Origin of the sequence: Alistipes shahii WAL 8301, assembly GCF_025145845.1 — a bacterium.
GTDB classification, from domain to species: Bacteria; Bacteroidota; Bacteroidia; order Bacteroidales; family Rikenellaceae; genus Alistipes; species Alistipes shahii.
In genome coordinates this window covers 1,713,198-1,733,558 of record NZ_CP102253.1, presented here as the reverse complement: position 1 = coordinate 1,733,558, position 20,361 = coordinate 1,713,198, and the positions used below count along the sequence as shown (strand labels likewise).

Below are 20,361 nucleotides of genomic sequence, written 5' to 3'. Positions count from 1 at the left end.
TATATCAACGATCAACCCACAACAGCCCCGTTGTGGGTCGCCTCGCCGGGTTGCAGCAGGCGCAGTTTTCCGGAAGCGTCCTCCGCCATCAGAATCATACCGTTCGAAAGAATACCTTTCAGTTCGCGCGGAGCGAGATTCACCAGGACGAGCACCTGCTGTCCGACTAACTCTTCGGGCGTGAAATGTTCGGCGATTCCCGAAACTATCTCGCGTTTGTCGATACCCGTATCAATCGTCAGTTTCAGCAATTTCTTCGTTTTGGCGACTTTTTCGGCCGCCAGAATCGTCGAAACGCGAATATCCATTTTCTGAAAATCGTCGAATTGAATCGTATCTTTTTGAGGTTCAATATTTTGAGCAACTTCAGCGGCTTCATTGGCTGCTTTGGTCGCCGCAAGTTTATCCAGCTGACGCTGAATCACGTCGTCCTCGATCTTTTCGAACAGCAGAGCAGGTTCCCCGATGGCGTGTCCCGCCGGAATCAGGTCCATTGCACCGAGGCGTTCCCAGCCGAATTTACCGACAGCCAGCATCCGGAGGATCTTCTCCGCGGAGAAGGGCATGAACGGCTCGATGGCGATGGCCGTGTTGGCCGTGATCTGCAAAGCGATGTTGAGAATCGTCTCCACACGCGCCGAATCGGTCTTCACGACCTTCCACGGTTCGGTGTCGGCCAGGTATTTGTTGCCGATGCGCGCGATGTTCATGGCATCCTTCAGCGCCTCGCGGAAACGGTAATTTTCGATATTTCCTTCGAGCGAAGCCTTTACGGCGGCAACCTCCGCGATCGACTGACGATCGTAATCGGTCAGTTCACCGCAGGCCGGAACCTTGCCGCCGTAGTATTTCTGGGTCAGCACCAAGGCCCGGTTGACGAAATTTCCCAGCACAGCCACCAGTTCGTTGTTGTTGCGGGCCTGGAAATCCTTCCACGTGAAGTCATTGTCCTTTGTCTCCGGAGCATTGGCGCAGAGCACATAGCGCAGGACATCCTCCTTGCCGGGGAACTCCTCGAGGTACTCGTGCAGCCATACAGCCCAGTTGCGCGAGGTCGAAATCTTGTCACCTTCGAGGTTCAGGAACTCGTTGGCCGGCACGTTTTCGGGCAGGATATAGTCGCCGTGGGCCTTGAGCATCGACGGGAAGACAATGCAGTGGAAGACGATGTTATCCTTGCCGATAAAGTGGACCATCTTGGTGTCCTCCGACTTCCAATAACGTTCCCAATCGGGCGTAAGGTCCTTTGTAGCAGATATATAACCGATAGGAGCGTCGAACCACACATAGAGCACCTTGCCCTCGGCCCCCTCGACGGGAACCGGGATGCCCCAGTCGAGGTCGCGGCTCACGGCACGCGGCTGAAGACCTCCGTCGAGCCAGCTCTTGCACTGCCCGTAGACGTTCGTTTTCCACTCCTTGTGCCCGTCCAGAATCCATTCGCGGAGGAATTCCTCGTAACGGTCCAGCGGCAGGTACCAGTGTTTCGTCTCCCGCTTCACGGGTACGGAACCCGACACGGCGCTGTGCGGGTCGATCAGTTCGTCGGGCGAAAGGGTAGAGCCGCACTTCTCGCACTGGTCGCCGTAAGCGCGGTCGTTGCCGCACTTGGGACAGGTCCCCACGATATACCGGTCGGCCAGGAAGGTCTGCGCCTCCTCGTCGTAATACTGCATTGATGTCTTTTCGATGAACTTGCCTTCGTCGTAAAGTTTCCGGAAAAAGGCCGACGCCGTCTCGGCGTGGGTCTTGGACGAGGTCCTCGAATAGATGTCGAACGACATGCCCAGCCCCTCGAACGATTTTTTGATCAGCGCGTGGTAACGGTCCACGATCTGCTGGGGCGTCACGCCCTCCTTGCGGGCCTTGATCGTGATGGGTACGCCGTGTTCGTCCGATCCGCAGACCGAAATCACGTCGCGCCCCCGAAGCCGCAGGTAACGCGTATAAATGTCCGAAGGTATGTAAACTCCAGCCAGATGGCCGATATGTACCGGACCGTTCGCATAAGGGAGCGCCGATGTCACGAGGTAGCGTTTGAACTCTTTTGCCATAAATGTAAAATAGATACAGTATTACTAATTTCTGTCAAAATTACTAATTTTTAAGAGAATCGGGAACGAAAAGCACATATTTTGTGAAAGGTTTAAAGAAAAGAAGGCGCACCCACCGGGCACGCCTTCTCGATCTCACCGGAAAATCCGGCCTTTATTCGAACTGCAATTCGTCGAGCAGCCATCCGGCTCCGGCGAATTTGTCGATGACAAACAGCACGTAACGCACGTCCACGGCAATCGTCCGCTGCAATTCGGGTTCGAACGCCACATCGCCCGACATGGCCTCCCAGTTACCGTCGAAGGCCAGTCCCAACAGCGCTCCTTTGGCATTCAGCACCGGGGAACCGGAGTTGCCGCCCGTGATGTCGCAGTCGGCCAGGAACGCCACGGGAAGCTCTCCCCGTTCGTTGGCGTAACGGCCGAAATCCTTCGCCGCATACAACTCCTTGAGGCGGGCGGGAACGGTGAATTCGGTGGGATTCTGCGGATTCTCCTTCTCCATCACGCCCTTGAGCGTCGTATAGTAGTTATAGTGAATGCCGTCCGCCGGATCGTAGGGCAGCACGCGCCCATAGGTCAGACGGAGCGTGAAATTGGCGTCCGAAGCCCAGGCCTTGTTCGGCTGCATGCGCATCAGCCCCGCAATGTAGAGCCGCTGTCCGTCGGCGAACTTCCACTTCCCAGCCAGCTGCGCCGCCGCCAGTTCCCGCATTTTCGCCGTATAGGATTTGTTCAGCAGCACGGCGGGATCGTTCGAAACGTCCGTTCCGGCGGCGGCCGCAGCCAGCGCCTTCCGCTCGTCGGCGAACACCGAATTGTCGTAGAGATAATCCACATAGGCGTCCGTATCGCCGCCGAACCGCTTGCCGATCACCTCGGCGAACACCGAAGGCAGCTCCTTGCAGTTCTCCCCGACGATCCGGAACATCCGCTTCGCCACGCGCCGGTCGGTCGGCATGTTGTAGTCCTTGTAGAACGCTTTCAGCGCCTCGGTCAGCTCCCCGCCCTTCTTCGAAACGGCCAGGCGCGCCGGTGCGAGAATCTCCACCGAACGGCCTATCGCCTCGCTCAAGTACTGGCTCGAAGCGAAATAGGGGGCCGTCTCCTCCACCGATTCGCGGATCAGGTTCAGAGCGTTCGAATAACCTTCCGTAGGCAGCGTGTTCTTCGCCGCCCAGGCGGTGAAAGCCGCCTCCTGCTCCTGCTTGCGGCCCTTCACGTCGAGCCGGCGGATACCGCGCGACTTGCCGATCGAGTTCTTCCAGTAGTTCGACGACTGGGCGTACTTCGAAGCGTACTGAATGCGGACCTTGGCGCTGGCGGCCATGTCCTCCTTCAGAATGGCCTGCCGCTCGCCGCGGATGAAGATGCGCTGCGGGTTTTCCACTTCGAGCAGACGGTCGATCTCGTAGGAGGTCATGTAACGCTGCGTCGACCCCGGGAAACCCATGATCATCGCGAAATCCCCCTCGTCGTAACCGCCGAGCGAAATCTTCAGGAACTTTTCAGCCTTGTAAGGGCGGTTTTCGGGCGAATAATCCGCCGGCCTGTTGTCCGGTCCGGCATAGACGCGAAAGACCGAGAAATCGCCCGTATGACGCGGCCACATCCAATTGTCGGTGTCGCCGCCGAACTTGCCGATCGACGTGGGAGGCGCACCGACCAGGCGGACGTCCCTGAAGACCTCGATCACGAAGGCGAAATACTGGTTGCCCCCGAAAAAGGACTTGATCTCGACATCCATACCGGGGTTCTCCCCGGCGAGGCGTTCCGAAACGGCCTTCACCTGTCCGGCGACCAGCTCTTCCCGCTCCCCGCCGCCGGCGATGTCGGGCACGGCGCCCAGCACGTCCGGCGTCACATCGACGATCCGGCGGATAAAGCGCACCTTGAGTCCCGGAGCCGGCAGCTCTTCGGCGCGCGACATGGCCCAGAAACCGTTTTTGAGGTAGTCGTGCTCCACGGACGAAAGCGACTGGATCGACCCGTAACCGCAGTGGTGATTGGTGAACAGCAGTCCGTCGGGCGAAACGATCTCACCCGTGCATCCGCCGCCGAAAATGACGATGGCGTCCTTGAGCGAAGAGTTGTTCATGCTGTAAATCTCCTCGGCCGAGAGTTTGCATCCGCGGGCCTTCATGTCCTTGCTGTTCATTTTCTGGAGATAGGGCAGCATCCACATGCCCTCGTCCGCCGCCGCCGAGAGCGTGACGCACGCTGCGGCGAGCAGTAAAAAGATTTTCTTCATAAAGTGCATTAAAGATTAATCGTATGTAATCGCTTCAGATTATTTGACATTGATCATATTCAGAATGGACCGCTCCGCCGCCCGGCGCACCTCGTCGTCGAGCACGATCTCGGGCGATTCGTTCTCAAGGCACGCGCAGATGTTCTCCAGCGTCACCATCTTCATATACTTGCAGTCGTTGCATCCGCACGTCTCGTCGTCGGGAGGCGCCGGGATGAACTCTTTTTCCGGATAACGCCTCTTCATCTCGGCGAGGATTCCCGCCTCGGTCACCACGATGAACTCCTGCGCGTCGCTCCGGCCGCAATATTCGAGTATCCCCGCCGTGGAACCCACATAGTCGGCCACTTCGACGATATAGGCCCGGCACTCGGGGTGCACGACGACCTTCGCCGCCGGATGCTCCCGTTTGAGCGTCAGCAGTTTTTCGAGCGAAAACTCCTCGTGGACGTGGCACGCTCCGTCCCACAGCACCATGTTCCGACGCCCGGTGAGCTTCTGGATATAGGAACCCAGATTACGGTCGGGAGCGAAAATCACGGGCTGGTCGGCGGGAATCGACTCCACTACCTTCAGCGCGTTGGACGACGTGCAACAGATGTCGGTCAGCGCCTTCACGCCGACCGTGGTGTTCACATAGGAGACGACCGTGTGACCGGGGTATTTTGCCTTGAAAGCCGCGAATTCCCCGGCGTCGCACGACTCGGCCAGCGAGCACCCCGCCTCGGGACAGGGGATCAGCACCTTCTTTTCGGGGCAGAGGACCTTGGCGGTCTCGGCCATGAAGTGCACTCCGGCGAAGAGGATGATGTCGGCGTCGACCGACTGCGCCCGGACGGAGAGGGCGAGCGAGTCGCCCAGAAAATCGGCGACGGCCTGCACCTCGGGCGTCGTATAGTAGTGCGCCAGGATCACGGCGTTTTTCTCGCGCTTGAGATCCCCGATGCGGCGGCTGAGCTCGGAGGAGTTTTCCACGTTCATTTTTTATTTTTATTCCTTTAATTAATTTAAATAATAAAAAGAAGAATAGATATAATAGCTGTTGATACTGTTGACAAGTGGAAGTGTTATTTTCCAATCAACACTTTTTATTTTTATTGTTTCTTATTTTAAATTTTAATTGATTCAAAATCAAAAGAATATAAAAACAATCGACAATTGTTGAAACAGTTTGTCGACATATCGATAGCCTTTTGTTTTAAACATTCTCTTCCGGTTTCATCCCTTTTCCGGGTATGACAACTTCTTAAAACTATTTTTGGTTTCGGCGAAAAGATTTTTATACCCGTTCTCTTTTTCGAAAAGCAAATTTTTCAGCGTCGACTTTTCATTCTTTTTCATCGGTTATCAACGCGGTTTTCGACAAGTTGTCAACCGTTTTTCATCACTTTGCCGACAATCTTTTCGGCGATCCCGCGGTAGTGTTCCTCGACGCGGAAATCAATTCCCGCCGCCGGCGTCCCTGCGTCTGCTCCGTCCATAATCGACTGGATGATAGGTATTTCTCCCAGGAACTCCACCCCGTTTTTTTCGGCGTATGCGCGTGCCCCGCCGCGGCCGAAGATGTAGTAGCGGTTTTCGGGCAGTTCGGCGGGCGTGAACCACGCCATGTTCTCGACGATGCCCGCCACGGGGATGTTGACGTTTTCGTTGCGGAACATCTCCACGCCGCGCACGACGTCGGCCACGGCGATCTGCTGCGGCGTCGAGACAATCACCGCGGCGTCGATTTTCAGTTCGCCAATGATCGACAGATGCACGTCGCCCGTGCCGGGAGGGAGGTCCGTGAGCAGGAAGTCCAGCGTCCCCCACCGGGTCTGGTGGATCATCTGTTTGAGGGCGCTGACAGCCATTGCGCCGCGCCACAGCAGCGCATCGGTGGGTTTGATGAAGAAGCCGATCGACATGAGCTTTACGTCCATTGATTCGGCCGGGACGATGTGGTCCACCCCGTCCTCGGCGACGGCTTCGGGCACGTACCCTTCCACGCCGAACATTTTGGGCTGCGACGGTCCGTAGATGTCCGCATCGAGGACGCCGACGCGGAAACCCATGTTCCGCAGGGCGATGGCCAGGTTGGCCGTGACGGTGGACTTGCCTACCCCACCCTTGCCCGAGGCGACGGCGATTACCCTGGCGATGCCGCCCGTGGTGGTCTTCAATTTGGGTTCGGGACGCGGAGCCGCCCCGCCCTCCTTGATCACGACGAGCACCTCCGCGCCCGGAAACGCCTCGCGCAAAAGCGATTCGGCCTGGTTCTTGATCTTCACGGCGAACGGGTCGCGGGCCTTGGCGAAGCGCAGCACGACGGTGACTTTGCCTTCGGCGGACGCTGTATGTTCGATAAATCCGCTCGAAACGATGTCCTGTCCGGTTTCCGGGTGGACGACCGATGCGAGCAGGCGTTTGATTTTTTCTTCCATTGTCGTATTCAGTTTCTTTTCGGCAAAAATATGAAAAAGCGGAACGGGCTTAAAACCGAATCGCATGGGGTTCGGTAAAACGCTCCGGCAGATAAAAGTGTCGTTACGCCACCAAAGATAACGTATATTTTGGAGAATATATATAGTATGTCTAATTATTTTATCGAAAAACGATAAATTTTATTTGTTTTTCGTATAAAATCGCTATATTTGCGACAACATACGGAAGAAGACAACAATAAAATAGAGCGAACTATGAATTTTATCAAGACTTTTCTGGCAGGGCTTCTCGCGGTCGTCGTGGGGACGTTCCTGGTGTTTTTCCTTTGGATTTTCATTTTGCTGGGCATTGCCGGCTCGATGGAGAAAAGTGTGGCGGTGCATCCCGAGTCGATCCTGAAGATCGACTTCTCGGAGGTGCTGACCGACGCCCCGTCGTCCGATCCGCTGGCGGGTCTCGACCTGATGACGCTCCAGACCCAGCGGCAGCTTCCGCTCCTGAAGGCGCTCCGCGCCCTCGAAGCCGCGCGTGACGACGACCGCATCAAGGGCATCTACCTGCGGATGAACGGCACGGGGGGCGTAACCGGTTCGGCGATCCTGGAGGAGCTGCGCGAGGCGCTCGTGGAGTTCAAGCAGAGCGGCAAATTCATCGTCGCCTACAACGAAACCTATTCGCAGGGCGGCTATTACCTGGCTTCGGTCGCCGACAAGATCTACATGCAGCCCGAGGGCATGATGGAGTGGGCCGGACTGTCGATGAACCTGATGTTCTACAAGGGGCTGCTGGACAAACTCGACCTCAAGGCCGAAGTGTTCCGCCCCACGGCCTGCAAATACAAGAGCGCCGTCGAACCTTATATCTATGACAAGATGTCCGACGCCAACCGCGAACAGATGCAGCAGCTCGTCAGCTCGATGTGGGGCGTCATCGCCGAAAGCGTCGCCGAGGCGCGCGGCATCGAACTGAAGACGCTGAACGAAATGGCCGACAGACTGGAGGTGGCGCTTCCCGACGAGGCGCTTGAAAAAGGGCTTGTCGACAGTCTGATCTACGAGGACCAGATGGAGGATGTCTTTGCCGAACTGGGCGTTTCCGACGATTACGACTTCGTCACGCTGGGCGACTACGCCGCGCAGGTGGGCGCCGACCTGAAAAACATCTCCGCCGACCAGGTGGCCGTCGTCTATGCCGACGGTCAGATCGTCGACGGCGAGGGGTACGGCAAGGAGATTTACGGCAATACGCTGGCTGCGAAGATCGCCGGCGTGCGCGACAACGAGAAGGTGAAGGCCGTCGTGCTGCGCGTCAACTCCCCCGGTGGAAGCGCGCTGGCATCGGACGTCATCTGGCGCGAGATCGAACTGCTGCGTGCCGAGAAACCCGTCATCGTGTCGATGGGCTCCTATGCAGCCAGCGGCGGTTATTACATCTCCTGCCCTGCCGATGCGATCGTGGCCGACAAGATGACCCTCACGGGTTCGATCGGCGTGTTCGGCATGTTCCTCGATACGCGCGACGCCCTGAAAAACAAACTGGGCATCACCGTCGACGGCGTGAAGAGCAACGCTTCGGCCGATTTCGCGGCCACGTCGCCGCTGACGCCCTTGCAGCGGGCGATGATCATGCGCGGTGTCGACCGGGTTTACACCACCTTCACCAACCATGTGGCCGAGGGGCGCAATCTTCCGATCGGGAAGGTGCTCGACATCGCCGGCGGCCGTGTCTGGTTGGGTAAGGATGCGCTGGAAGTCGGCCTGATCGACACCTACGGCGGATTGAAAACGGCCATTGCGCTGGCCGTAGACAAGGCGGAACTGGGCGACGGCTACCGGGTCGTCGAAGTGAAGGAGGAGCCGACGGGTTTCGCTGCGATCATCGCGTCGCTGAACGTGAGCGTCCGCGAGGCTTTCGCCCGTTCGGAACTGGGACTGATGATGAAAGAGTACAACACCGTGCGCGAGGCCCTGAACCAGCAGGGCGTCCTGATGTACTCGCCCTGGAAGGTCGAAGTGCGTTGATCCGCACGTATCGTGAAAAAGAGGCGTCTCCGGATGAAGGGGGCGCCTCTTTTCAGTTCGTCGTATCCGGCGTGAGCGGCGAGGTTTTGAACCGGCTGCGGTAGTCGCTGGGCGTGGTTCCGAGGTGGGCGCGGAACAGATGGTTGAAATTCGAGACGTTGGTGAATCCGCAGCGGGGGCCTATTTCCGAAATGGGGAGCTGCGTCTCGACGGTGAGCTGCGCGGCCCGGTTGATGCGGAAGCTGTTGATGTATTCCCACAGGTTCTGGTGCGTGCGGCGTTTGAAGTAGCGGCACACCGACGACGGGGACATGTCCACCGAACGGCCGATCTCCTCCAGCGAGAGTTTGCGGGAATAGTTCTCCTCCACGAACCGGACGATTCGGCGCACCCGGTCGTCCTGGTAGGAACCGTCGTGACGCGAACCGATCTGCTGCACCTCGTCGGGCGGCGCTGTGGCAAGGTCGTTGAGGATGCTGAAAAAGAGCGAGACGGCTTCGAAGCCGTCGAGTTTGGGCAGCGATATCATCCGTTCGAGCACGGTGTCGATCGTTTTCGGGGCGAATCGCAGTCCGGCCGCAGGGCGGAGCAGCATTTCGCGGATGGGACGCATGTGTTCGAGCGAGAGGAACTTCCAGTCGGGCATCTCGCGGCTGAACATGACCGTGGCGGTTTCGCACTTGGCGTCGGCATACGCCGCGTCGCGCTTGAAACGGTGCGGGGTTCCGGGATTGATGAGCACGAGGTCCTTTTCGGTGAAATCTTCGACCGCGTCGTCCATGATGCGCTGGCCGCGCACGTGGAGCGTCAGGCAGAGCATGTAATCTTCGTGGTAATGGAGCGGAGGATCGGTCTGCTTGTCGGGCCAGTAGTGGGTCACGAATAAATTGTTGCTGCCCACAGGAGTAATATCGGCGAGAATCTGCTTCATAGTCGGGCAAATATAACTAATTTTAAAGAGAAACGTCCGATCGGGGTGAATATTTTGCGCTTTACATTATCTTTGCAATATGGCAGTTATCAGATTGACTAAAGAATTTTCGTTCGAGGCGGCTCATGCGCTCGACGGATACGACGGTCCGTGCCGCGAGATTCACGGGCACTCCTACCGTCTGTTTGTAACGGTTAAGGGTACTCCGGCCGAAGATGCGTCCAACCCGAAATGCGGCATGGTGCTGGATTTCGGCGTACTGAAACGGATCGTCAGCGAGGAGATCGTCTCGCGTTTCGACCATGCGCTGGTGCTGCGCGCCTCGGAATCCGGGGAGGAATTTTTCCGCGTGCTCGCCGAACGCTTCGGCAATGTGGTTACGGTGGGCTACCAGCCGACGTGCGAGAACATGCTCGGCGATTTCGCCGCCCGCATCGCCGCGCGCCTTCCCGAAGGCGTCGCGCTCCACTCGCTGCGTCTGCACGAGACGGCGACATCGTTCGCCGAGTGGTTCGCCGAGGACAATATGTAAGAAGACAGGCAGGGATTCCGGATGCGGCGGGTTTGTGAAAATGGCCGCAGCGGGGAAAAGGTGACTCTAATTGACGCAACTTATCTGATATGAAAAAACTCTTTCTGGTCGACGCCTATGCGTTGATTTTCAAGTATTACTATGCCTTTTTGGGCCGTCCGATGCGTAACCGCGAGGGGATGAACACCTCCGTGGTGTTCGGCTTCGTGAAGTTCCTGCGCGACATCCAGAAACGCGAAAGGCCCGATCTGTTGGGCGTGGCGTTCGATCCCAAGGGCGGCAGCTTCCGCCGCGACATCTTTCCGGAATACAAGGCCAACCGTTCCGAAACCCCCGAGGACATCCTGCTTTCGATACCCTACGTGAAACGGGTGCTCGACGCGATGTGCATTCCGATTCTCGAAGTGGCGGGTTACGAGGCCGACGACGTGATCGGAACCCTCTCGCAGAAGGGTGTCGAAGCCGGTTACGACGTCTATATGGTGACGCCCGACAAGGATTACGGCCAGCTGGTGCGCGACAACTGCCGCATCTACAAACAGCGGGGCGCCGAGGGCAGCATCGAGATCGTCGACCGCGAGGCCATCCGCGAGAAGTACGGCATCGACGACCCGCAGCTGGTGCGCGACATCCTTGCGCTGTGGGGCGATGCCTCGGACAATATTCCCGGCGTCCCGGGCATCGGCGAGAAGATCGCCTGCAAACTGGTCCGGGAGTGGGGAACGGTGGAAAACATTCTGGAGAATGTCGGCAAAATTCCCGGAAAGCAGGGCGAGAAGATCGCCGGGTGGGCCGACAACCTGCGGCTGGCCAAGCGCCTGACGACCATCTGCCTCGACGTGCCGATCCCTTTCCGCGAGGAGGACCTCACGGTTTGCGACCCGCATATCGACCAGCTGCGCGGGATCTTCGCCGAATTGGATTTCAAGGCTTTTATGAACGATCTGACGAACCTCGCACCCGCCGAGCCGCTTCCCGAAGGTCCGCGTCAGGAGGCGCAGACCCAGCTGGCGGAGATGGCCCGCGCCAAGTCGGCCGCGGCGAAGAAGGCCGCGCTGGCGGGACAGGGCAATCTGTTCGGCGACCCCGTCGTGCCGCTTCCTGCGGCGCAGGAGGTTCCTGTGGCCGAACTTCAGGCCGAAGCCGAGGCGATACAGTTCCGGACGGCCCAGACGACGCCCCACGAGTACACGCTTGTGGAAACTGCCGCGCAGCTGCGCGAGGTGGTCGCCGCGGTCGGCAGATACCCCGAATTCTGTTTCGACACCGAGACCACGGGTTTCGACATCTTCAACGACCGCATCGTCGGGCTGTCGCTCGCCGTGGAACCGTTCAAAGCGTGGTACGTGCCTTTCCTGGAGAAGGATACGCCCGAGTATGCGGAGATCGTGCGGCCGCTGTTCGAGGATGAGAAGATCGCCAAGATCGGGCAGAACATCAAGTTCGACCTGATGGTGCTGCGCCGGCTGGGCATCACGATCCGGGGCCGCATGTACGACACGATGATCCTCCACTACCTGCTCGATCCCGAGTCGCGCCACAACATGAACGCCCTTGCGGAGAAATACCTCAATTACAAGCCCATCGAGATCGAAACGCTCATCGGCAAAGGCTCGAAGCAGCTGACGATGGACCTTGTGAACGTCGAACGCGTCAAGGAGTACGCTGCCGAGGATGCCGATGTGACGCTGCAACTCAAGCAGGCGCTCTACCCCATGATCGAGCAGATCGGCCTCCAGCACCTCTATTTCGAGATCGAGGAGCCGATGATCGCCGTGCTGGCCGACATCGAGATGGCGGGCATGAGGATCGACTCCGAAGCGCTGGCGGTCTATGCCGTCGAGTTGAACCGCAAACTCGCGGAACTGGAGGCGGCGATCCGCACCGAGGCGGGCGAACCGAACCTGAACATCAACTCGGCGCGCCAGCTGGGCGAGGTGCTTTTCGGGAAAATGCGCATTGCCGAGAAGCCCAAGATGACCAAGACCAAGCAGTTCTGCACCGACGAGGACTACCTCCAGTTGTTCGCCCGCAAACACCGGATCGTCGATCTGATCCTCGAATACCGGGGCGTGAAGAAACTGCTTTCGACCTATGTCGAGGCGCTGCCCCAGCTGGTCAACCGCTCGACGGGGCGCATCCACACCTCGTTCAACCAGGCCGTGACGGCCACGGGACGCCTTTCGTCGACGAATCCCAATTTGCAGAACATCCCCGTCCGCGACGACATGGGCCGCCGCATCCGCAAGGCGTTCATCCCCTCGGACGACGATCACCTGCTGCTTTCGGCCGATTACAGCCAGGTCGAACTGCGGCTGATGGCCCACCTTTCGGGCGACGAGTCGTTGATCGCGGCCTTCGAGCACGGCGAGGATATCCATGCCGCCACGGCCGCCAAGCTCTTCAACAAAACGCTCGACGAGGTGACTTCCGAAGAACGCCGCCGGGCCAAGACGGCCAATTTCGGCATCATCTACGGCATTTCGGCCTTCGGGCTGAGCCAGCGGCTCGAAATTCCGCGCAAGGAGGCCAAGGAGATCATCGACGGCTATTTCGCCTCCTACCCCGGGGTCAAGAAGTATATGGACAACGTGGTCGAGAAGGCCAAGGAGGAGGGTTTCGTCTCGACGATTTTCGGCCGCCGCCGCTACCTCAACGACATCGCGTCGCACAACGCCATCGCCCGCGGCCTTGCCGAGCGCAACGCCGTGAACGCCCCGATTCAGGGTTCTGCGGCCGACATTATGAAGATCGCCATGATCAACGTTCACCGGCGTTTCGCCGCCGAAGGCATCCGCTCGCGGGTGATCCTGCAAGTGCACGACGAACTGGTGGTCGACATGCTCCGCTCGGAGCAGGAGCGTGTCACGGCGATCGTCACCGAGTGCATGGAGTCCGCCGCGCAGCTCAAGGTCCGGCTGATCGCCGACGCCGGCGTGGGCGGCAACTGGCTGGAAGCGCATTGATTGTGGAAAAGTCACAACCGATGCGCCTTGCGCCTCCATTTCGACAAAACCTCTGAACCTCCCTTTGAAAAGGGAGGCTTTCGGGAATAACTGTTTACAGCCATGATTGAATCACCCTATCAACCTTCGCCCGACCGTTACGACGACGGTATGATCTACCGGCGCGCCGGGCGCAGCGGCGTGCTGCTGCCGGCCTTTTCGCTGGGTATGTGGCACAATTTCGGCAGCGGGCAGGCCTTCTCCAACGTGCAGCGGATGGCCCATTACGCCTTCGACCGCGGAATCACCCATTTCGACCTTGCGAACAACTACGGGCCGGCGTACGGCACGGCCGAGGAGAATTTCGGCCGTCTGATGGAACGCTCGTTCCGCCCCTACCGCGACGAAATGTTCATCGCGACCAAAGCGGGTTACGACATGTGGCCGGGACCCTACGGCAACTGGGGATCGCGCAAATACCTCACGGCGAGCCTCGACCAGAGCCTGCGCCGCATGAAACTCGATTACGTCGACATCTTCTATTCCCACCGCCACGACCCCGAGACGCCCCTTGAGGAGACCCTCCAGGCATTGGTCGACATCGTCCGCCGGGGCAAGGCGCTCTACGTCGGATTGTCGCGCTACCCGCTCGAAGCGGCGCGTTTCGCCTTCCGCTACCTCGCCGAACGCGACGTTCCGTGCCTGCTTTTTCAGGACCGGTACAATATCTTCAGCCGCCAGCCCGAAACTTCGGGCGTGCTGTCGCTTTCCGCCGCGTCGGGTTCGGGCTTCGTCGCCTTTTCGCCGCTGGCGCAGGGACTGCTGACGGGTCGTTACCTCGACGGCATTCCGCAGGATTCGCGCATGGCGGCGGGTCGTTCGTTGCAGCGCGAGGTGCTGACCGACGCGATGCTGGAACGGCTCCGCGCCCTGAACGACATCGCCCGGCAGCGCGGCCAAACGCTGGCCGAAATGGCGCTGGCATGGCTTCTGCGCGATAAACGCGTTACGTCGGTAATCGTCGGGGCCAGCTCCGCGGCGCAGATCGAAGACAACCTGCGGGCGTTGGAAAACGCCTCCTTCTCCGACGACGAGCTGGCGCGCATTGATGCCCTTTCGCGGGAATGACCCTCTTCCGAAGCCGAAAAAAAGACCCGATTTCCTGCGAAATCGGGTCTTTCGTGTCATGGGAAGGCGCTGCCGCTTCTGGCCGATGTAGAAAAGGCGGGGATGCGGGCGGCCGCCAGGGCGAAATAGTTTTCGGTCCTGCAAGATAGGTTTTTAAACCGGAACCGTCAAATCCGGACGCATGAAAACGCCGAACCCTGCAACGGGTCCGGCGTTCCGGTGAGGCGTCACCCAACGGGCGTCAGAAGGAGATACCGACGCGGATGCCGAAATTGTTGATGTTGTCCATCGAGTAAGTCAGCACGTCGCCGCTGTTGGTCGAGTAGCTGTAATAGAGCGCTACGTGGAACCCCAGCCGGTAGTCGGGCCTCGGGAATATCGACACGCCGATTTCGGGCGAGAGGTAGAATCCCCAGGTGTCGGTGTACTGCTTGATGATGTAGTAGTACGATGACATTTCGGCGTAGTTGGCGCCCAGCTTCAGACCCGCATATGGCTGGAATACGCTGTCGGTAAGCCAGTTGTATCGTCCCGTGACACCGAACGGCAGCTGGAACAGCGCGTGTTTCTGGTTGGTCGTCAGCGCCGATCCGTTGCCCAGATCGAGCGTCTGGCGCGAAATGCTCTGGAGGTTGGTCTGGTAGGAGATGAACGGACCGACGGTGATGGCCGGCGTGACGAAGTATCCGCCTTCGAAGTTCATGCCCCAGCCCGAGGCCTTGTCGGCGAAACCGGCGCCCAGAGGCACGCCTACCTGCCAGTCGATGTTGATGTAGGTGTTGGGGAATACCTGCGCTTTGCCCGGCATGGCCGCAGCGAGCATCAAGGCGCAGAAAGCGATGGTTTTGAGGTATTTCGATGTTTTCATAATCGGACGATTTTTTGCTGTTAAACTATTTGGCCAGGTAAGGCGACTGTTCGAATGCCTGCTCGACGGCGGCGATCGTGCGCTGCTGGTTGAGGTCGGCGTCGGAGGTCAGCAGGCCGCCGATGAAGCTGTCCCATACGATAGGCAGTTTCTTGCCGCTCTCCTGGTCGGCCTGGAGGTCCAGCATTTCCATCAGCAGCGAACCGGCCGTGTACCCGTAGTAAACGCTGTAAGGATAGTGCCATCCCACCCAGTCGCCCCAGTAGCCGGGAGCCCAGTAGTAGGGATAGTACCACCACCAGTAGGGATAGTCGTAGCCTACGAAGTAGGTCACTTTGCGGACGTAGCTGAGCTGGATGCCCACGCTGGCGGCGTCTTTGTCCTCGGTGCGCGTGTAGCCCGCATCGTCGAGTTTGCCGACCACCGTGCCGATGATCGCCATGGCGTCGGCGTCTTTCCAGTATTCGGTTTTGTCGCTGTTCCCGATGATCAGGATACTGTCGGGAATGTAGTAGGTGTCGATCGCGGCGAAGTCGGTGCCGGTATCGTGGGCGGTGTAGACCAGATAATCCCTGTGGAGATCCGACGTCGAGGGTTCTTTCTGGCACGAGCAGAACGCAGCTACGACGAGCGCGAGTGCAATGTAACGGATTTTTTTGACGTTCATGGTGTTTGAAATTTTGTTTGTTTGCTGTCCTGCCTGTCGTTCCAAATTTCGTTCCCCGCGCGGACATTTCCCGGCTCATTGCCCGAAACGTGTATAAATGAACCGTTTTCGGGGTATAGAAACCGGGACTTCCCGCAGGAAGTCCCGGTTGAACGGAGGCGTTCTGTCGGTCGGAAGACAGCCGCCGGGAAACGAAAAAGTCCGCACCCCTCGACGGCGTGCGGACTTTTCCGTGCAGTTTCCGGTTTACCGGTAGCGGTGCGAAATGAGGGTCATAAACTCCTCGCGGGTGCGGTGGTCCGAGAGGAAGATGCCCGTGAATGCCGACGTTGTGGTCGCCGACTGCTGTTTTTCGATGCCGCGCATCTGCATGCACATGTGGCTGGCCTCGATCACCACGGCCACGCCCATCGGGTTGAGCGCCTCCTGGATGCAGTCGCGGATCTGCACCGTCAGCCGTTCCTGCACCTGCAGGCGGCGGGCGAAGCACTCCACCACGCGCGCGATCTTCGAAAGCCCCGTAATGCGCCCGTTGGGGATATAGGCCACGTGGGCCTTGCCGTAGAACGGCAGCATGTGGTGTTCGCACATCGAGTAAAGTTCGATGTTCTTCACCAGCACCATCTGTTTGTATTCTTCGCGGAAGGTCGCCGAGCGGATGATCTCCAGCGGATTTTCGTCGTACCCTTTGGTCAGAAACGACATGGCTTTGGCCACGCGTTCGGGGGTTTTCAGCAGCCCTTCGCGTGCGGGGTCTTCGCCCAGCAGGCGCAGTATTTCGGTGTAATGGCCCTTCAGCGCCTCGACGGTCGCCGGGTCGAACCGTTCCTCCTTGTCGTAATTTTTCAGTTCCATAGGGTGCAAAGATAACGATTTTATTCGGATATGATCCGGTCCATGACCCGGGATGTTCTCGCGGCCGAGGTTCCCGTCGAGGGACAGCGCCCCTCGCCGCGCAGTTCGGCGACGATCGTTTCGATCAGCGGACCCTGAATGTGCTCCGTAGGGTCGATCCGGAAACGCTCCGTGCCCCCGGCCGTCGTCAGTTCGATGGGGCTGAACGTGAAGGTGCTGAAGCGTATGATGCCCTTGCGGCCCGTGATGGCGACCGAATCCTCGACGGCCTGGGGCGGGGCGACGAAACACCACGTTCCGGTCCCCGTGACGCCCGAGCGAAAGCGGAACGCCGCCGTGACGGTGTCGGCCACGTCGTAGAATCCGCCGAGGTTGCTTTTGCAGCCCCGGGCGTCGGCGATCTCCCCGAGCAGGAAATCGAGGATGTCGAGCGTGTGCGGTGCGAGGTCGTGGAAATAGCCTTCGCCTCCGACCTCCCGGCGCAGCCGCCACGGAAGCCGGGCCGGATCGCGGTCTTCGGGTCTTTCCGGGCGGAGCAGGCGGACTTCCGCCGTCAACGGCTGCCCGACGGACCCTCCGTCGAGCAGTTCCTTGACTTTGAGGAAATAGGGCAGCGCCCGGCGGTAGTAGGCCACGAAGAGTTTCTGCCCGGCTTTTTCCGCCGCTGCGATCATTTCGAGGCACTCGGCGTGGTTCATTGCCATCGGCTTCTCGACGTAGACGGGCTTCCCGGCTTCGAGGGCCTGCACCGCGAGTTCCCGGTGCGTGCCGGGAGGCGTGGCCACGTAGACGATGTCCACCTCCGGGTCGGCGATCAGCGCCGCGGCGTCGGTGTAGCTTTTCGGCACGTTGTGGCGCCGTGCGAAGTCGGCCGCCTTCTCCGCGTCGCGGCGCATGACGGCCGCGAGGGCCGAGTGTGGGGTCTTGTACATCGCCGGGCCGCTCTTGCGCTCGCAGACGTTGCCGCAGCCTACGATTCCCCAGTTGACGGTTTTCATGGGCTATCGTTCGGTTGAATGGAGGTAAGCCGCGAGTTTGCGCACGGCGCGGGCGCGGTGCGAAACGGCGTTTTTCTCTTCGGTCGTCATCTCGGCGAAGGTCTTCGTGTAGCCGTCGGGAACGAACAGCGGGTCGTAGCCGAAGCCCTCGTGCCCGGCCTCACGGTCGATGATGCGCCCTTCGACGATGCCTTCGAACAGGAGCTCCTTGCCGCCCTGAAGCAGCGAAATGACCGTCCGGAACCGTGCGCGGCGGTTTTCGGCTCCTTCGAGGTTTTTCAGCAGCAGGCGGTTGTTGGCCGCGAAGTCATGGCCGTCGGTGGCGTAACGGGCCGAATGTACGCCCGGGGCGCCGCCGAGCGCCTCGACTTCGAGTCCCGTGTCGTCGGCGAAGCAGTCGAGTCCCGTGCGGCGGTGCAGGTAGCGGGCCTTTTGCGAGGCGTTGCCTTCGAGCGTTTCCTGATCTTCGGGGATTTCCTCCGTGACGCCGCAGTCGCGGGGCGTCACGAGCGTATAGGCGTCGCCCAGCACGGCCTGTACTTCCGTGAGTTTGTGGGCGTTGTTGGTGGCGAAAACGATTTTCATGGGTTGCGGTTTTGGACAAAAATACTATTTTTTCGGGAATCCCGCCGCGGAACCCGCTTCGCGGATTGCCCGTCGGAATTCGTAATGTTCGTAACGTCCCTGGACCTGCCCGCCGCCGAGCACGTAGAGATCGTCGCAGATGCCGTCGAGCAGGGCGAGCGAATCGGCTGCGACGAGCAGGGTCCGCCCCTCGCAGCCGAGTTGCAGGATCAGTTGCTGCACGACGAAAACGCTTTCGGCGTCGAGTCCGCAAAAAGGTTCGTCGAGCAGCAGAACCCGTTTGCGCTGCATCAGCAGCAGGATCAGCGCCAGCCGTTTCCGCTCGTTGGGCGGCATGGAGGCTGCTTCGGCGGCGGGCGGTACGGGCAGCCGCCGAAGCAACGGAGCCGGGTCCGATGCGGGATGGTAGCGGCGTACGAGGCCGAGGCAATCCCCCGCTGTCAGTCCCGGCCAGAAGCGCGGCTCCGCCTCCAGATAGGCCATGTCGCGCCGCCGCAGGGGGTGTCCGCCCGAGGTGACGCTTCCCGATTCGGGCACGGCGAGTCCGTATACGGCCCGGAGCAGTTCACTGCGGCCCTCGCCTGCGATGCCGTGGACGGCATTGGCCGTGAGGAGCATCGTCACGCCGTCGAGCGGCGTCCGCTCCCTGTCGCGGACCCGGAGTGCGTCAATCGTAATCATGGAGATAGCGGTTGAGATTGCGTTCGGCCCTCAAGGCGTAGCTCACCACAAGGCAGAGGCTCAGCGGCAGCAGCAGGGGGATGAGGAATCCCGTGGCGCCCAGTTTGGCGGCCAGCGGCCAGCGCGGGGATTCGTCCGCCGGGTCGTAGCGGGCGTATTTGGCCGCGACGAAATAGAGCAGCGCCAACGCCGCCAGCGGGGCCCACGCCGCGGCCATCCAGGCCGAACGGGGCTGTGCGAGGAGTGCCAGCACGGCGAAAGGGGCGGTCATCAGAAAGTAGTTGCGCCAGGCCGTGAAGATCTTGCGGGCAAGCAATCGCGCGGCGCCCTTTCCGGGCAGCAGCAGGAGTTGCAGAGGTTCGTTCGCGGCATAGAACGCCCCGCAGGCCGCCGCCGCGAGATAAAGGGCCGGGAATCCGGCATAGGGGATGCAGGCGCAGACGAGCAGCACGACGGCCGCGGCGACGACCGCAGTAGGATGCCGGCGCACCCCGGCGGTCCACTCGGGCGATCCGCCGAACAGGGCCGGGCGCACCAGCCGTCCGGAGTAGACTTTCCCGGCAAGCATGTTATCGGACGACCTCCAGTTTTTCCAGTCTGTCGTCGAGGTCGATCTTGTCGATGATGGTCTTCACGAGGATGTCCATCTCCGAACCCTCCGTGTAGTCGGCCGGGCATACGTGGCTCACGCGGTTGTCGTGGATCAGCGAGGCCATCTCCTTGCTGGCCCCCTTCCGGTCGGGGTTGTAGACCGCGATCGAATGGCCCCCGGAGTTCTTGACCAGCCGCATACAGGGGATGTCGGTGGTCCCGTCGCCCACGTAGATCATGTGTTTGAACGGTACGGGACGCTCGTTTTCGGGGATGTAGCGGTTGACCAGCTTCGAATCGAAAACCGACTCAACGCCCTTGTTGATCTTGAAGATGAACTGCGTCTTGTTGGTGTAGTTGACCGCCACGGCGGGCCAGTAGGCGATGCCGTCCACGTCGTAGAGGAACGAGCAGGCGTAGATCTTGCGGAACTCGTGGGCGATCTCCGTGCCCTCGATGATCTCCTTCAGCCCCGAGGAGTTGATGTAGTGCAGGATGCGGATGCCCCGCCCGGCCCCGTAGGCGTTGATGCGCGAAAACCACTCTTTGACCCCCGCGAAGAGCGTCACGCGGCGGCCCGAATCCTGAAACGCCTCGCGGCGCAGCGACAGGCCCTTCGACTTGGCCTCCTGGATCATCCGCGCCATGTACGTAAGGACCATGTCGGCGTCCTGCTCCTCGGCCAGCGTGTTGGCCTCGGTCCAGAACTCCTTGTTGCTCTTGCCGACGGCCGGAATGAAGTCGTATTCCTGCATGTTGCCCGGAGCGAGCGTTCCGTCGAAGTCGTAGATCAGTGCTATGGTAAATCTGAATTCCATCGTTTTCAAAGT

17 protein-coding genes are annotated in these 20,361 nt (G+C 59.8%); 4 read left to right on the top strand and 13 right to left on the bottom strand.

Annotation, left to right across the window (positions count from 1 at the left end; translation table 11 throughout):
• Positions 1-11 precede the first annotated feature (11 nt).
• From metG to NQ492_RS07545, 4 genes are all read right to left on the bottom strand, one after another.
• Positions 12-2,054 (bottom strand): methionine--tRNA ligase, encoded by a 2,043-nt coding sequence (gene metG, locus NQ492_RS07560; protein ID WP_015546899.1) that lies wholly within the window; start codon positions 2,052-2,054, stop codon positions 12-14.
• A gap of 154 nt (positions 2,055-2,208) precedes the next feature.
• Positions 2,209-4,305 (bottom strand): S46 family peptidase, encoded by a 2,097-nt coding sequence (locus NQ492_RS07555; RefSeq protein ID WP_015546900.1) that lies wholly within the window; start codon positions 4,303-4,305, stop codon positions 2,209-2,211.
• A gap of 39 nt (positions 4,306-4,344) precedes the next feature.
• Positions 4,345-5,286, bottom strand: a complete 942-nt coding sequence (nadA, locus tag NQ492_RS07550) for a quinolinate synthase NadA (protein WP_015546901.1) — start codon at positions 5,284-5,286, stop codon at positions 4,345-4,347.
• 389 nt (positions 5,287-5,675) lie between these two features.
• Positions 5,676-6,728 carry an Mrp/NBP35 family ATP-binding protein gene (locus tag NQ492_RS07545; RefSeq protein WP_149886873.1) on the bottom strand — a complete coding sequence of 351 codons (1,053 nt, stop codon included), beginning with the start codon at positions 6,726-6,728 and terminating at the stop codon, positions 5,676-5,678.
• A gap of 255 nt (positions 6,729-6,983) precedes the next feature.
• Between NQ492_RS07545 and sppA the strand changes: the two genes are divergently transcribed.
• Positions 6,984-8,750 (top strand): signal peptide peptidase SppA, encoded by a 1,767-nt coding sequence (sppA, locus tag NQ492_RS07540; RefSeq protein ID WP_015546903.1) that lies wholly within the window; start codon positions 6,984-6,986, stop codon positions 8,748-8,750.
• A gap of 52 nt (positions 8,751-8,802) precedes the next feature.
• On the opposite strand, the gene NQ492_RS07535 is transcribed toward sppA, so the two are convergent.
• A complete protein-coding gene (locus tag NQ492_RS07535) occupies positions 8,803-9,681 on the bottom strand; it encodes an AraC family transcriptional regulator (protein ID WP_015546904.1) in 879 nt (292 codons plus the stop codon).
• A 94-nt stretch (positions 9,682-9,775) separates the two neighbouring features.
• Here NQ492_RS07535 and NQ492_RS07530 point away from each other — a divergent pair, with 94 nt between their 5' ends.
• From NQ492_RS07530 to NQ492_RS07520, 3 genes are all read left to right on the top strand, one after another.
• On the top strand, positions 9,776-10,213 hold the full coding sequence (locus tag NQ492_RS07530) for a 6-pyruvoyl trahydropterin synthase family protein (RefSeq protein WP_044054256.1): 438 nt from the start codon (positions 9,776-9,778) through the stop codon (positions 10,211-10,213).
• 89 nt (positions 10,214-10,302) lie between these two features.
• Entirely contained in the window at positions 10,303-13,179 is a 2,877-nt protein-coding gene (polA, locus tag NQ492_RS07525) for a DNA polymerase I (protein ID WP_015546905.1), read from the top strand.
• Positions 13,180-13,281: 102 nt separating this feature from the next.
• The gene (locus NQ492_RS07520) at positions 13,282-14,286 is read left to right on the top strand and encodes an aldo/keto reductase (protein ID WP_015546906.1); all 1,005 of its coding nucleotides are present in this window, start codon (positions 13,282-13,284) and stop codon (positions 14,284-14,286) included.
• 241 nt (positions 14,287-14,527) lie between these two features.
• Here NQ492_RS07520 and NQ492_RS07515 read toward each other — a convergent pair whose 3' ends face one another.
• The 8 genes from NQ492_RS07515 to NQ492_RS07480 form a co-directional block, all read right to left on the bottom strand.
• The gene (locus tag NQ492_RS07515) at positions 14,528-15,154 is read right to left on the bottom strand and encodes an outer membrane beta-barrel protein (RefSeq protein ID WP_015546907.1); all 627 of its coding nucleotides are present in this window, start codon (positions 15,152-15,154) and stop codon (positions 14,528-14,530) included.
• Between the two features lie 25 nt (positions 15,155-15,179).
• The gene (locus tag NQ492_RS07510; protein WP_015546908.1) at positions 15,180-15,821 is read right to left on the bottom strand and encodes a DUF4136 domain-containing protein; all 642 of its coding nucleotides are present in this window, start codon (positions 15,819-15,821) and stop codon (positions 15,180-15,182) included.
• Between the two features lie 246 nt (positions 15,822-16,067).
• Positions 16,068-16,676, bottom strand: coding sequence for a GTP cyclohydrolase I FolE (gene folE / locus NQ492_RS07505; RefSeq protein WP_015546909.1), 609 nt, complete (start codon positions 16,674-16,676; stop codon positions 16,068-16,070).
• Between the two features lie 20 nt (positions 16,677-16,696).
• A complete protein-coding gene (locus tag NQ492_RS07500) occupies positions 16,697-17,674 on the bottom strand; it encodes a Gfo/Idh/MocA family protein (protein ID WP_015546910.1) in 978 nt (325 codons plus the stop codon).
• A 3-nt stretch (positions 17,675-17,677) separates the two neighbouring features.
• Entirely contained in the window at positions 17,678-18,259 is a 582-nt protein-coding gene (gene rdgB / locus NQ492_RS07495; protein WP_015546911.1) for an RdgB/HAM1 family non-canonical purine NTP pyrophosphatase, read from the bottom strand.
• A gap of 24 nt (positions 18,260-18,283) precedes the next feature.
• Entirely contained in the window at positions 18,284-18,940 is a 657-nt protein-coding gene (locus NQ492_RS07490) for an ATP-binding cassette domain-containing protein (RefSeq protein WP_015546912.1), read from the bottom strand.
• Positions 18,927-19,508: a hypothetical protein gene (locus NQ492_RS07485; RefSeq protein WP_015546913.1), complete on the bottom strand. Its 582-nt coding sequence runs from the start codon at positions 19,506-19,508 to the stop codon at positions 18,927-18,929. The genes NQ492_RS07490 and NQ492_RS07485 overlap by 14 nt, the downstream gene beginning before the upstream one ends.
• Before the next feature lies 1 nt (position 19,509).
• Complete coding sequence (locus NQ492_RS07480) at positions 19,510-20,349, bottom strand: HAD family hydrolase (protein WP_015546914.1); 840 nt, start codon at positions 20,347-20,349, stop codon at positions 19,510-19,512.
• Positions 20,350-20,361: the final 12 nt, after the last annotated feature.

Coding starts and splice junctions, on each gene's coding strand:
- polA (WP_015546905.1), top strand. CDS start 10,303: ATGAAAAAACTCTTTCTGGTCGACGCCTATGCGTTGATTTTCAAGTAT.
- NQ492_RS07485 (WP_015546913.1), bottom strand. CDS start 19,508: ATGCTTGCCGGGAAAGTCTACTCCGGACGGCTGGTGCGCCCGGCCCTG.
- NQ492_RS07515 (WP_015546907.1), bottom strand. CDS start 15,154: ATGAAAACATCGAAATACCTCAAAACCATCGCTTTCTGCGCCTTGATG.
- sppA (WP_015546903.1), top strand. CDS start 6,984: ATGAATTTTATCAAGACTTTTCTGGCAGGGCTTCTCGCGGTCGTCGTG.
- NQ492_RS07545 (WP_149886873.1), bottom strand. CDS start 6,728: ATGGAAGAAAAAATCAAACGCCTGCTCGCATCGGTCGTCCACCCGGAA.
- NQ492_RS07555 (WP_015546900.1), bottom strand. CDS start 4,305: ATGAAGAAAATCTTTTTACTGCTCGCCGCAGCGTGCGTCACGCTCTCG.
- NQ492_RS07500 (WP_015546910.1), bottom strand. CDS start 17,674: ATGAAAACCGTCAACTGGGGAATCGTAGGCTGCGGCAACGTCTGCGAG.
- NQ492_RS07480 (WP_015546914.1), bottom strand. CDS start 20,349: ATGGAATTCAGATTTACCATAGCACTGATCTACGACTTCGACGGAACG.
- metG (WP_015546899.1), bottom strand. CDS start 2,054: ATGGCAAAAGAGTTCAAACGCTACCTCGTGACATCGGCGCTCCCTTAT.
- nadA (WP_015546901.1), bottom strand. CDS start 5,286: ATGAACGTGGAAAACTCCTCCGAGCTCAGCCGCCGCATCGGGGATCTC.
- NQ492_RS07535 (WP_015546904.1), bottom strand. CDS start 9,681: ATGAAGCAGATTCTCGCCGATATTACTCCTGTGGGCAGCAACAATTTA.
- folE (WP_015546909.1), bottom strand. CDS start 16,676: ATGGAACTGAAAAATTACGACAAGGAGGAACGGTTCGACCCGGCGACC.
- NQ492_RS07490 (WP_015546912.1), bottom strand. CDS start 18,940: ATGATTACGATTGACGCACTCCGGGTCCGCGACAGGGAGCGGACGCCG.
- rdgB (WP_015546911.1), bottom strand. CDS start 18,259: ATGAAAATCGTTTTCGCCACCAACAACGCCCACAAACTCACGGAAGTA.
- NQ492_RS07520 (WP_015546906.1), top strand. CDS start 13,282: ATGATTGAATCACCCTATCAACCTTCGCCCGACCGTTACGACGACGGT.
- NQ492_RS07510 (WP_015546908.1), bottom strand. CDS start 15,821: ATGAACGTCAAAAAAATCCGTTACATTGCACTCGCGCTCGTCGTAGCT.